We start from the raw sequence: 12,859 nt of genomic DNA, 5'->3' as shown, positions 1-12,859 counted from the left end.
CCACAACCAGCATGGTACATAGGGTCGATTTTTGATAAAAATAGATAAAGAAGAAATTTAAAATAGATAAAACAGATAATGAATTATAAAGTCCTCCCTCTGCTTAAGTATTTTCACGCGCTTTCACAAACGGGTAGCTTTACCAAAGCGGCTGAACAACTGTCTATTTCCCAATCTACCGTCAGTACTCAGATTCAAAAACTGGAACATTATTTACAGGTAAAACTGCTGACGCGAAAAAGCAAACATCAGTTTACTCTGACGCAAGAAGGGCAGACACTGGCGGAAGAGGTGGCGCACCTACTTGGCAGTTTAAACAATCAGCTTGAGCAGTTGCAGCAAGTCGAACCTAGCCATGCAAATCTTACTATCTCAGCTTCAACTTCAGTTGGCACTGCAGTCTTGCTGCCGATCATCGCCAAACTACAAAACCGATACCCTGATCTAATGCTACACCTTCAAGAAAATGCTAGCAAAAAGCGTTTTTTTGAAGACGGTATCGATATTGCCACCAACTATGGCGTGGCAGATGAAACTTTCCATAGTGTCTATTTAATGGAAGTGAAAAAGTATCTGGTATGCAGTGCGGGTTATGCTTTAAAGCACGGATATCCGACAGACTTAAAAGCAGTAACCAAGCACCGATTAATTGCACAAGCAGACGGAAAACACGAATGGCACTCTCTGTTCGCCAGAAGCCATATTGAAATTGGTCATCCCCAAATTCAACTAGTGTCGAGTAACTTAGCTAAACTGGAAGCCATCAAGCTCGGCCTTGGTATCGGACTCCTGCCCCACTACTTATGCGACCCCAACAGAAAAGATCTCCTTGTTATAGAAGAGATTGATGTCTCTTGCCTCAATGAACCCCTCTATTTAATTTGTGAAAAGCGCAGGAAAAACGAAGGTAAAATTCATTGGCTAATGAGTAAACTCGAACAAGAGTTCAGCGAGCAATAACTCCAAGTATCAAAGTTCTGAACTTAATATCTCCAATAGAATAGTGTCTAACGTGGCTATCATTGATTGCAAATCATGGGACAATGACTTGGCACTTATTGTGTAGCCCTCTACAAATGGGATCAATACTGACACTGCCTTAGACAAGCTAGTCTCACAAGCGGCCAACGGGCGAAGCTTGTCTTGAGTAAGCGCAACCATAGAACAATAGTACTCACGCAGGTAGTCATCTACGGTTTCATTTCGGGTAGAGATTGCCCAATACTCTCTAAAAATCCTACACATATCAGAAAGCTCATGTCCATGAGACAAAAATCGAGCCAGTAGCGGCTTTAGATCTTCTTGCTTGTCGAGAATAGGATAGCTAGCGACCTCTTCTAAGCACTGCTGAAAATACCTATCCGCCATCGCTTTTAGCAGCTCATCCTTAGTTTTGAAGTAGTACTGAACATTGCTCAGCGACATATCAGCGATACTAGCAACCTTTCTCATAGTAACGCCATAATCCCCTTCGCTGCGCAAAAGTTCGATGGCGACATCTAGAATCATGTCTACTTTTTTTGATTTTTTAGCCACTTAGCGAGTCTCCACGTTTAGTATCCGGCGATCTTTATGATCCTATTGCAAATCATCTGTTGACATTCTAGGTCTACTGACCTAAATTTTCAATAACTAGGTCATATGACCTAAAAATACAAATAGTCAGCAGGAGAAAAAACTATGAAAGTTATGAACCTTGTATTTCATCCAAACCTTGAACAGTCACGCAACAACCAAACTTGGAAACAGCAATTAGAGGAGTCGGGCAAAGTCACCACAAGTCGCGATCTCTATGGCGAATATCCCGATTTTCAAATCGACGTAGAAAAGGAGCAAGCTTTGCTCAAGCAACACGATCGCATCGTTTTGCAGTTTCCTTTCTACTGGTATTCAATGCCACCGCTACTAAAAAAATGGTTAGATGACGTTTTGACGTACAACTTCGCTTTTGGACCCGAAGGTGAAGAGTTAAAAGGAAAAGACCTTCAGTTAGTTGTCTCTGTCGGCGGTAGAGAAAAGTTCTATTCAGGCTTTGATATTTTCACCTCAGTTCCTGATCTACTGCGACCCTTTCAAATGACCGCCAACTTGACACAGATGACTTACTTACAGCCCGAATACATGTTTAACTCGGAGGCGGCTTCTGACCAAGAGATAGAAGCATTCGGTGCCCAGTTGGTGGGTAAAATCAGCGATCCGAAGCGCTCAGATCCAAGGCAGTATCTGTACGGAGGCGAGATATCCGAAGCCAGTTAAATACACCATTAATAACGAGCCTGTAGCGAGTTTCCCGAGTGTTCCCACTCACTCGGGTTGTTCCCTAACAAGCTCGATATTGCCAAAATAGCATTGCTACTTTTCGATAAATATCAATGCTATAACTTTACTGCCCAGTACCTTTCTTATACTCTTTGCAATGAAAACAAGGTGATATAGTTACTCCCTTGCCTTCCCCAATACTCCTCGCCCCAACAAGGCTCACTGACAAAAAAGAGTAAACAATGGACACCACTACTATCATGCGCCAGTTCAACGAGTTTGAGCGCAAACACATTAGTCTCGTTAATGGAGTACAAGTTAGCGAAGACGGTCTAGTCAAGTTCGTGTCTAACGGCACCTATGGTAGCTATATCTCTTATTTTGACTTTCCAGAGGACGAAGCCGAAAAAAGAGTCTTAAGGGAAATCGAGTATTTCAAGAAAAAAGGCGTCTGCTTTGAGTGGAAAACCTACACCACCGATACGCCTAGTACATTAAGCCAAGTTCTGTTGAGACATGGTTTTGTACAAGAAGAAACCGAATCTTTTATGGTGCTCGACTTAAACGACTATGACGCAAAGCCTTTTAATGATAGCGAAATTACTCAAGTCACAGATGCTCAGGGCATTCGCGATGCCATCGAAGTTCAACAGCAAGTGTGGGGGGAGACTTAGAATGGCAATACAATGCGTTGCTAAACCTCGTCACCGAGTCACCAGAGGCCGTATCGATATATGTCGTCTACCAAGATGGAAAACCTGTCACCTCGGCTTGGCTCACCTTTAATGGTGACAGTCCATTTGCAGGTATTTGGGGCGGAAGTACCTTAGAAGAGTATCGCGGTCGAGGTTACTACTCCAGCTTATTGAACAAGCGGATTGAAGAAGCAAAAGCGCGTGGTAAACAGTATCTCATTATCGACGCATCCGAGATGAGTCGTCCAATAGTCGAAAAACACGGTTTTAAGCTCGTCGCCCAAACAACGGGATACTCTTCTCCCGACTAACACGTCGCACCAACCTGCCGATACGTGGAGATTAAATAGGGTCAGACATCTCTGACCTTGTTTGGATTCTTACTGCCCACTCATGTATTTGGCGTGAAATTCCAAGTGTTCATCAATAAAAGTTGAGATGAAAAAGTAACTGTGATCATACCCAGATTGCATTCTTAACTTAACGGATGTGTTACTCGTACTTGCGGCGTCCAATAAGGCTTGCGGGTTGAGTTGCTCTGGTAAAAAGTCATCGGCATCACCCTGATCAATCAAAATAGGCAGACAGGCGGTCTGCTGTTTTAATAGTTCACAGGCGTCGTACTTTTTCCAGTGTGACCTCTCTGCCCCTAAATAGGCAGAGAATGCTTTTTCCCCCCACGGGCATGCTGAAGGATGGCAAATTGGGCTAAACGCCGAAATCGACTTGTACTCTTGGGGATTCTTAAGCCCAATAATCAATGCACCATGCCCACCCATGCTATGCCCAGCAAGAGACTTAATACTCGAAACCGGGAAATTTTTTCCGATGATCTCTGGCAACTCACTGCTTATGTACGAATACATCTGGTAGTGCTCTGACCAAGGTGACTGCGTAGCGTCGACATAAAAGCCCGCTCCCTGACCTAGATCGTAGCTTTCATCGTCGGCAACATCATCTCCTCGCGGGCTAGTGTCTGGAGCGACAATGGCGATACCTAGTTGTGCGGCTTTTTTAAAAGCACCCGCCTTTTGCATAAAGTTTTCGTCGCTACACGTAAGCCCTGACAGCCAGTAAAGTACCGGTACAGGGTTGTTTGAAGACGCATTCGGTGGAAGAAAAATTGCGAATCGCATATCGCATTGCAAGACATTGGAATAATGCCGATATTGCTTGTGCCAACCACCAGCCGTCTTGTTGTGACTTACATTTTCAAGTGTCATAAGATAGTGCTCTTAACGAAAAGAGAGCGCCGCCACAACCCTTAGTTACAACGGCTACTCTGCAGTTACTTGTTCATATGAATAACGGAACGAATACTCTTACCTTCGTGCATTAAATCAAAGGCTTGGTTGATCTCTTTTAGACCCATGGTATGGGTTATAAACTCTTGCAAACCGAATTCTCCCGCCATGTAGCGCTCTACTATTTCAGGAAGCTCAGAGCGACCTTTTACCCCACCAAATGCGCTGCCACGCCAAACGCGTCCTGTCACTAACTGAAAAGGTCGGGTAGAAATTTCTTGTCCCGCTCCCGCAACACCGATAATAACCGATTCTCCCCATCCCTTGTGACAACACTCTAATGCTTGACGCATAACATTCACATTGCCGATACACTCAAAAGAGTAATCCACACCGCCATCGGTCATTTCTATAATGACCTCTTGAATAGACTTATCCAACTTCTGAGGGTTAATCACGTCGGTAGCGCCCAGTTGCTTGGCAAGCTCAAACTTACTTTCGTTAATATCAATACCTATGATTTGGCTTGCCCCTGCCATCCGTGCGCCAATGATGGCCGACAAACCGATACCGCCGAGACCAAACACAGCGACCGTATCCCCTTTTTCTACTTTTGCAGTATTAAGTACAGCTCCCATCCCAGTGGTCACACCGCAGCCAAGCAAACACACTTCTTCTAGCGGTGCCGCTTTGTTCACTTTTGCCAATGAAATCTCAGGCAACACCGTATATTCAGAAAAGGTAGAACACCCCATATAGTGATAAATTGGCTGACCATCTTTATAAAAGCGCGTCGTACCATCGGGCATCAGACCCTTGCCCTGAGTTTCACGAACCGCCTGACAAAGATTCGTTTTTCCCGATTTACAAAACTTACATTCGCCACATTCCGCAGTGTAAAGCGGGATCACATGGTCGCCGACTTCTACGCTGGTGACACCTTCCCCTACCATTTCAACAATGCCACCGCCTTCATGTCCCAGAATAGAAGGAAAGATCCCTTCTGGGTCATCACCAGAGAGGGTAAAGGCGTCAGTATGGCAGACACCAGTGGCAACAATACGAACCAGCACTTCACCTTTTTTGGGAAGTTGCACGTCCACTTCTTCCATTTTTAATGGTTCGCCTACTGCCCATGCGACAGCGGCTTTTGACTTGATAAATTCTTGGCCTGGTTTGATATCTAGTGACATTGCGTTTTCCTTTTTGCCGTATTTGCTTTGTGGCCTCATCTCTACGGGGTGAGGCGAAGCGATTTGAATAGCGGGAAGTTTAAACTTTCTCTTTTATTTGATAATCCGCCAAATTTAATAAACACTTTTACCTATTTGTAATAGTGCTAAAATCGGCTCCAGAAAAGTATAGAGGATAAAGTGATGGCAAATTGGGAAGGGGTGTCTGAATTTGTTGCAGTAGTCGATACCAATTCTTTTACTCAAGCGGCACAAAAACTCAAAACTTCGGTCGCACAGGTCAGTCGACGCGTCGCCAACTTAGAGGATAGATTAGCGGTCAAACTTCTTGTTCGAACCACAAGAAAAATATCGGTGACTGAAGCCGGTCAAACCTATTATTTACATTGTAAAGGGCTGGTTGAAGGCTTGGAAAACGCCGAGTTAGCCGTGACAAAAATACAAAGTGAACCCAAGGGGTTACTTAAAATTACGGCTCCTGTGGCGTATGGTGAATCTCATATCATGCCATTGCTCACCGAGTTTTTAACCGCATACCCAAAGGTAGAACTAGATTTAAACCTGACCAACAACAAGATAGACCTTATTGAATCTGGTATCGATGTTGCCATTCGTCTAGGTCGCCTTGAGGACTCAAGTCTTATCGCCAAGAGGTTAGCAACCAGACAACTCTATGTCTGCGCAACCCCTGAATACTTTGAAAAACACGGTGTTCCACAAACTCTTTCGGAATTGAGTAATCACAACTGCTTGGTAGGATCTTCCCACTATTGGCGCTTTAAACAAGACCGACAAGACAAAGCGATTAGAGTATCGGGTCGCATTCACTGTAACTCGGGATTTGCGCTTCTTGACGCTGCGACGAAAAACTTAGGATTAATCCAGCTTCCTGACTATTACGTCAATCCATTACTAAAATCAGGAGAATTGGTGGAGGTATTAAGTGATTATAGGGAAGAAAGTGAAGGCATCTGGGCGCTGTATCCAAACAATCGCAACCTATCTCATAAAGTTCGATTACTGATTGACTTTTTAGCGCAAAAAATGGCGGAGACTACACCACTAAGCTAGCAACTTAGACTACAAGCAAATAGACACGGGCTCCATCTTTAAACAACCCATTCGGTTGGCTCCCGCGTACTTTACCCTTAGCTCTAGGCAACCAAGTATATTTAGCTTGGTTTTCGCCCTAACCCGCCGTTACTTGATCTTGTAATGAAGCATCCTTGCCGAGTACTTCACCACTGGTATCAGTTTCATTAGTAGTACTTTAGCCCAACCAACACCCTTCCATTCTGGGAAATCGCTATATAGCTTAGTAGAAATGTGTTCTAACTTGTTTGACCAAGTAGCCATCTCTTGGTCGTCATCACATCCATAAACAAATCTGGCATCCATCACTTTTAGCGAGTCGTGACGATGAGAGTTGTTTCTAAGCCAAGTGTTGACGACATCAAACAGAACTTCACTCTGTGAAAAACGCTCAGCCATGTTCTGGAACCACTGCTTTACAATATCGCGCTCAAAATACATCAATACGCCTTCGACTATAAACAGAAAGTTTCCTTCAGGGTGTGCTTTAGCGATGTCATCCATCCATTGCGTGTCAAACATCGACGAAGAAATTAAGCTTTCATTCTCTTGCGGCGGGATCAGATCCTGCCTTATTTCAATCACTTCAGGCACGTCTAACTGGTAAAACGTCGCTTTCTCCCTTGCATAGCCAATGCGTTCGTACCGGCTGTCTAAACCAGTTCCCAACAGTACAATAACTGGATTGTTCGACTTTTCGATAAATGCTTTAAGCGTATCATCAAAGTAACGAGACCGAATGGCAATTCCGACTGAGCTGGCTACGGCTTTATCGAACTTGGAGAAATCGTAATCAATCTTCTCAACCAACTGACAAGCCGTTGTATCACTGATGATTGGATCGGGCTTTTTTGATTCCCTCGACTTCATATATAGGGTAATCAAAAGGGTTTCGCTTATGTCATTCTTTATCACTAACTCATCATTAATCATCTCACTGTTAGACAAGCAAGACTTAAAACTGAAAAATTCGTGCCACAAATCGTACAACAATTACGCTAAAATACAATATGTTGCATAAGGATTCCAATTTATCCATATGAAACATAAGTTCCTGATATTAAGATAGTTTTGTTTAGTCTTGCCCACGGGGTTTCACCTTTTACATTTGCAAGGCTCGACTCCTCAATGGCTTTTGCGTGGCTTCTTTTTGAAGCTATGCCACTTTTCTTTTGTTAATCATTGAGTTAACCCCTTCAATCAGCTAACGTATCAAGGCTAAATTTGACTATGCAGCGCAGTCATCGCATTGCGAGTATTAGGAGCGGATTAATGAGATATGGGCTGAGTTTACTGTTGGCGACGTTGCTTGCCGCAAACTGCTGGGCGAACGAAGGTGTAGTGAGAGAGCTCACTGCCAAAGAAAGTGAGCTAAAACAGAAGAGCATTAAATGGGGTAACGACATCGTGACTCATTACTCTACTTCTGCCCCAAAAGAAATCACTCCTACGGTTCTCGATGAAGTGTACAAGTCGTGGCTGGCCGATGAAGGAGAAAAATTTGAATCAATCAAAGTAACTTACGGCTTAGGCGTGCTGATTTCCGAATATATTACCCATTCAAAAGGGGCCAAGCTGCAAGTTTTTGTCGATTCTCAGGGAGCGGATTTCGTAATTAAATGTAAACTCGACGAGGAATCAATCCACGTGTTCCCCGTAAATTACGTGCTAAAACGCGTTAGGTCTGAGCAAAAAGAAGTGGACTTTTTCGACCACTTTTACAACCTAATCGACGGTTATGCACCTAATGGATGCTCGTAGCAACCGTGCCGTAAACTTTCAACGCTGACCCACCCGCTTAGTTTCCTTAAAACTAAAACGCTGACATGGTTAAAAATACCAATAGATCCAGAAAATAGAGCGAGTTAATTCTACAGAAAACTCATTAGTGCACTAGACTTTAGAGGTGATTATTGAACGAAGAGTAGGAATCGATTCAAATGCCTCATGTTAAACACCTCAAAGTTATGGTCGTGGACGATGACAGACTGATCTTGGATCAAGTCGAGATAGTTTTAAACTCTATCGGAGTGCGCTCGATTCATAAGTTTAATCGTGGGGAAGAAGCGTTCAAATGGTTGGACGATGGCAATTCGGTCATGGTTATCCTTCTCGATTTAAATATGCCCGATATGGATGGCATCGAGGTACTCAGGGGATTGGCCACCAGACAGTTTTTCGGCGGCATTATTCTCTTCAGCGGCGAAAACATTCGAGTATTAAAAACGGCGCAAAGCTAGCAAGTATGTATGAGCTAAATGTTCTAGGCGCGATTCCCAAGCCAGTCGATAGAGATACGATGAACTCGGTACTTCATCAATACAAGCCTCAATACGTTAAGTACTACCACAACTCTGAGTATGTTTTGTCTGCCGAAGACGTTTACAAAGCCATCGTCGACGATTACATACAGCCGTACTATCAACCCAAAGTGAACACCCATGACAAATCGGTACACTCAGTTGAAATATTGGCCCGATTGATTCATCCAAAACACGGTGTTATCTCCCCTGTCTCATTTATTCCTATCGCTGAAAAGCACAATCTTATCGACTTGCTAACCGATAAAATCCTGACAGTAGCGTGCCGTGATCTCGTGGAGTGGAGAAAATCTAATTACGACTTTGCTCTCTCTTTAAACTTATCCGCCAAAAGCCTTACCGAGGTGGTATTACCGGAAAAGCTCGAAAGCCGAGTATGCGGAGCGGGGCTAAAGTGTGAAGATGTCATTATAGAAATTACCGAAAGTCACTTTATGCAAAACCTCACTAGCGCATTGGATATCCTTACGCGCTTGTGTTTAAAGGGATTTACCATCTCTCTTGACGACTTTGGTACGGGTTACTCGTCCATGGAACAGATCAAAAACCTGCCTCTTAGCGAGATCAAAATTGATCGCGCCTTTGTTCATACTCAAAAAGACGACCCTGCCGCACTGGCCATTTTGGAGTTTAGTGCATCACTAGCAGAAAAACTCGGAGTCAGTATTGTTGCTGAAGGTGTTGAAGAACAGCAAGATTGGGACCGAGCTGTCGAACACGGTTGCAGTTTGGTTCAAGGTTATTTTATTGCCAAACCTATGCCTGCAAACGCCTTCACCTCTTGGCTTAAAGACAACGCTCCCCTATAGAGATAACGTGAGATGCGTGAATGGAAAACAGTCAAAATCGATTCAGTGGTACCGTCTTAGTCGTCGACGACAACACCAATAATCTCAATGTCACTCAATCCATGCTTCGCAGTGTGGGGTTCAAAGTCCGTGTGGCGCTGAATGGGGAGGCTGCTATTCAAAGTACACTTGCTTCGCCACCAGACCTCATCCTGATGGATATCCATATGCCTGTTATGAATGGATACGATGCCTGTGAGAAGTTAAAGCAGTTAGAAGAAACACGTGAGATACCGATTATCTTCGCCACGGCTCTAAACGAGGACTTTAACAAAGTAAAAGGATTTGGGTTGGGTGCCGTAGACTATGTGACTAAACCGCTTAGCATGGAAGAGTTAATCGCTCGAATAAGTGTACACATCAGCTTAGCAAAGAAAAATCGCGAGCTTGAGCTTGCCAAAAAAGAGGCCGAGCTAGCCAATGTCGCAAAGTCTAGTTTTTTAGCTGCCATGAGCCATGAGATCAGAACGCCCATGAACGGCGTGGTTGGGATTATCGATATCCTAACACAAAGTGAACTAACTCCAGACCAACAGCAATTAATTAGTACGGCCAAAAACTGCTCGCTTGCCCTGTTGCAAATCATCGATGATGTGTTGGATTTTTCTAAAATTGAGTCAGGGGAACTAAAGACTGAAATTATTGCTTTAGAGCTTGGAAGCCTTATCGAGATGGTTGCCGAAGCTCTATCCGTCGCACTAAAAGAGAAGAAGTTGACGCTCCAGTGTTGCATTGAGCCTTCAACGCCACGTGTTATCTACAGTGATCCGGTTCGGATCCGACAAATTTTGATTAATTTGGTTGGCAATGCGATCAAATTCACCACGAGTGAAAATCATCAAATCGGCAATATTATTATCCGCAGCCACACTGCCACCCAACAAAACAGTCAGCACGTTATTATTGAGGTTGAAGATACTGGCGTAGGAATGAGTAAAGACTTTACGCAAAATCTCTTTGAGCCTTTTATTCAAGAGGATATCAGTACGCATCGCAAATATGGTGGTACTGGTTTAGGGCTATCGATATGTAAGCAGCTAAGTGAGTTACTTGGTGGAGCCATTCAATGTCAAAGTACACTCGGCGTTGGTAGTCTCTTTACAGTCAGTCTCCCTTTAAATCGCCAAAAAAGCGACATAGAGCCCGATTCAACCAAGCCGCTATCAGGACTTACCACTTTGGTAATGAGTAATAATCGTCAGATGTCAGGCTACTTAACACGCTTATTAGGACATCATGGCGCGAACGTATCTACGCTTGATAGTGAACGCTCAATTGAAACCGTCACTTCTCTTCGAGGCCTTCAAGAACCAGTCATAGTGGTCACCTATGATATTGAAGAGTCTGAACGAAATCACCTTGTGGATACCTGTTCCACCCGTGACGATATCGATCTTAGGTTGGTTACCCTTTGCAATTTCACACAAACACAAGCTCAGATCCCAGATAAGAACGCAATTGTATGTAGTGCTAATCCCCTCTTACCAAGCAAAGTGGTGCATTGGATCGAAGTCGCGAGCGGAAGAGCGAGTCCCGACGTCCTGCACCGAGAGCATTCAGATAGCGAGAGCAATAAAGCACTCACAACTCCAGCCAGTGACTGTCGAATTCTGATCGTAGAAGACAATGACATCAACCAGAAAGTAATAAAGAGACAATTGGAGTTATGTGGTTATCAATCAGACGTTGCCAACCACGGTGAAGACGCGTTAGCAATGCTAAGTAAAAAAGAGTTCCATATAGTATTAACAGATTGCCATATGCCTGTAATGGATGGCTTTGAGTTGACCAGTAAAATCAGAAGTAGCCACGACCCAAATATCGCCAACCTCACCGTCATTGCCATCACTGCTAACGCATTAGAAGGGGAAGAACAGCGATGTTTAGCCGCGGGAATGAACGACTACTTAACCAAACCAATCGTTTTAAAGAAGCTCAGCAAATGCTTAGCGAAATGGATACAAGATCAACCCCGCCAAGAAGGCGAACAAGATGAGCAAACCGCGATACCAACCCGTGATTGCACTATCAACCCTCAGTTGCTCAACCAGTACTTAGGCGAAGACCCAGAGGTCCACAAACAGTTTTTAATGAGATTTAGCCAGCAGTGTTTAGAACACAAGGAAAACTTTAAACAAGCGAGAGAAAGAGAAGATTGGCAAAGCATCAAATCCAACGCACACCAATTAAAGTCCTCGATAAAAATGGTAGGGATAGAGAAGGTGTCTGACGATTTAAAAGAGCTGGAACACTTTGCGTCTAACACCGATTTACTTAAGGCCAGTACACAATTTGACTATGTGATGGAGGCATTGGACGAAGTGCTTATTGTGATTGATAAATACCTCGACGGACGCGATCAGAAACCATAGGGGGAACGCGATGTTTAAATTGATTTGGCCGTTACAAAACCACTACTCAAAACTGCGAGCGTTTACCCTAGCAGCCGTTTGCTTACTGACAGTGGTATGGTCAAATTTTTCCAGCGCGGCTTACTCCAAATCAAGTATCTTGTCTGCCTACATATATCGATTAGCGGAAAACATACAGTGGCCTTCCGCTTCAGGCGAACCACACTATACCATCCACGTTATTGACGACAATTCAAAGATTTATGACACGCTCAAGCAGCTTTCTAGCAAAAGTCGCCTGCACGGAAAGCCGTTTAAAGTTTCGCGCTCTCACAGCGGGCAACTGCCCTCATCCGTCGATTTGGTTTTCATCTCAGAGCAGAAAGTCGCTTTGTATCCGTCCGTTCTAGCAAAAACCGTTGGGAAAAATGTATTGATCGTTTCTTACGGCGCGACAAACCAACGTACCTTGATGATCAACATATTCCAAAATAAAGACAACAAGCTGGGTTTTGAAATAAACAAGTCAAATGTTCTCAATCGAAACTTGGGGATTAACCCAGATATCATTCTATTAGGTGGTACGGAGATTGATGTCGCTCAGTTGTACAAAGAAGGGCAAATCCAGTTAGCAGACCTTGAAACAAAAGTCTCTAGGCTTGAACAGCGAAGGTCGCAAATGGAAGAAGCTTAAAAGCATTCCAAGTACAAGAAGCAAACCTAAAAACCAAGCTAAACGAACAACTCAAACGCCTGTCAGAAGAAAAGGAGTTACTGAACCTAGCTAAGCGTGAAACGCAGACTCAGAAAGAAAAGTTAGAGCAACAAAAGCTGTTTATCGAACAGCAGAAATCGA

General features: G+C 43.8%; 14 protein-coding genes. 10 read left to right on the top strand and 4 right to left on the bottom strand.

Features of this window, described 5'->3' with window-relative positions:
- Positions 1-78 precede the first annotated feature (78 nt).
- Positions 79-960: a LysR family transcriptional regulator gene (locus tag BLO31_RS17445; protein ID WP_070969653.1), complete on the top strand. Its 882-nt coding sequence runs from the start codon at positions 79-81 to the stop codon at positions 958-960.
- 9 nt (positions 961-969) lie between these two features.
- On the opposite strand, the gene BLO31_RS17440 is transcribed toward BLO31_RS17445, so the two are convergent.
- Positions 970-1,536, bottom strand: a complete 567-nt coding sequence (locus BLO31_RS17440; RefSeq protein ID WP_070969650.1) for a TetR/AcrR family transcriptional regulator — start codon at positions 1,534-1,536, stop codon at positions 970-972.
- Positions 1,537-1,680: 144 nt separating this feature from the next.
- Between BLO31_RS17440 and BLO31_RS17435 the strand changes: the two genes are divergently transcribed.
- The 3 genes from BLO31_RS17435 (at position 1,681) to BLO31_RS24630 (ending at position 3,265) form a co-directional block, all read left to right on the top strand.
- Positions 1,681-2,256: an NAD(P)H-dependent oxidoreductase gene (locus BLO31_RS17435; protein WP_070969647.1), complete on the top strand. Its 576-nt coding sequence runs from the start codon at positions 1,681-1,683 to the stop codon at positions 2,254-2,256.
- 245 nt (positions 2,257-2,501) lie between these two features.
- Positions 2,502-2,933, top strand: a complete 432-nt coding sequence (locus tag BLO31_RS24635) for a hypothetical protein (RefSeq protein WP_245688515.1) — start codon at positions 2,502-2,504, stop codon at positions 2,931-2,933.
- Positions 2,918-3,265 (top strand): GNAT family N-acetyltransferase, encoded by a 348-nt coding sequence (locus BLO31_RS24630; protein ID WP_245688514.1) that lies wholly within the window; start codon positions 2,918-2,920, stop codon positions 3,263-3,265. The genes BLO31_RS24635 and BLO31_RS24630 overlap by 16 nt, the downstream gene beginning before the upstream one ends.
- Before the next feature lie 69 nt (positions 3,266-3,334).
- Here the strand turns inward: BLO31_RS24630 and fghA are convergent, their stop codons facing one another.
- Both fghA and BLO31_RS17420 read right to left on the bottom strand, forming a co-directional pair.
- A complete protein-coding gene (gene fghA / locus BLO31_RS17425) occupies positions 3,335-4,177 on the bottom strand; it encodes an S-formylglutathione hydrolase (RefSeq protein WP_070969643.1) in 843 nt (280 codons plus the stop codon).
- 65 nt (positions 4,178-4,242) lie between these two features.
- Positions 4,243-5,391: an S-(hydroxymethyl)glutathione dehydrogenase/class III alcohol dehydrogenase gene (locus tag BLO31_RS17420; protein WP_070969640.1), complete on the bottom strand. Its 1,149-nt coding sequence runs from the start codon at positions 5,389-5,391 to the stop codon at positions 4,243-4,245.
- A gap of 183 nt (positions 5,392-5,574) precedes the next feature.
- On the opposite strand from BLO31_RS17420, the gene BLO31_RS17415 reads away from it, so the two are divergent.
- Positions 5,575-6,462, top strand: a complete 888-nt coding sequence (locus BLO31_RS17415; RefSeq protein ID WP_070969637.1) for a LysR family transcriptional regulator — start codon at positions 5,575-5,577, stop codon at positions 6,460-6,462.
- Between the two features lie 129 nt (positions 6,463-6,591).
- On the opposite strand, the gene BLO31_RS17410 is transcribed toward BLO31_RS17415, so the two are convergent.
- Positions 6,592-7,398, bottom strand: a complete 807-nt coding sequence (locus BLO31_RS17410; protein ID WP_217495135.1) for a class I SAM-dependent methyltransferase — start codon at positions 7,396-7,398, stop codon at positions 6,592-6,594.
- 357 nt (positions 7,399-7,755) lie between these two features.
- Here BLO31_RS17410 and BLO31_RS17405 point away from each other — a divergent pair, with 357 nt between their 5' ends.
- The 5 genes from BLO31_RS17405 (at position 7,756) to BLO31_RS17385 (ending at position 12,697) form a co-directional block, all read left to right on the top strand.
- A complete protein-coding gene (locus tag BLO31_RS17405; RefSeq protein ID WP_070969631.1) occupies positions 7,756-8,244 on the top strand; it encodes a hypothetical protein in 489 nt (162 codons plus the stop codon).
- 179 nt (positions 8,245-8,423) lie between these two features.
- Positions 8,424-8,723, top strand: coding sequence for a response regulator (locus tag BLO31_RS17400; protein WP_070969628.1), 300 nt, complete (start codon positions 8,424-8,426; stop codon positions 8,721-8,723).
- 5 nt (positions 8,724-8,728) lie between these two features.
- The gene (locus tag BLO31_RS17395; protein ID WP_070969624.1) at positions 8,729-9,613 is read left to right on the top strand and encodes an EAL domain-containing protein; all 885 of its coding nucleotides are present in this window, start codon (positions 8,729-8,731) and stop codon (positions 9,611-9,613) included.
- Between the two features lie 20 nt (positions 9,614-9,633).
- Positions 9,634-12,024: a response regulator gene (locus BLO31_RS17390; protein ID WP_070969619.1), complete on the top strand. Its 2,391-nt coding sequence runs from the start codon at positions 9,634-9,636 to the stop codon at positions 12,022-12,024.
- A 10-nt stretch (positions 12,025-12,034) separates the two neighbouring features.
- Entirely contained in the window at positions 12,035-12,697 is a 663-nt protein-coding gene (locus BLO31_RS17385) for a YfiR family protein (protein WP_070969616.1), read from the top strand.
- Positions 12,698-12,859: the final 162 nt, after the last annotated feature.

It is taken from the genome of Vibrio sonorensis (genome assembly GCF_001854765.1).
Classification (GTDB): domain Bacteria; phylum Pseudomonadota; class Gammaproteobacteria; order Enterobacterales; family Vibrionaceae; genus Vibrio; species Vibrio sonorensis.
Note: the sequence above shows the minus strand (reverse complement) of the source record. Positions and strands in the feature narration are given on the sequence as shown.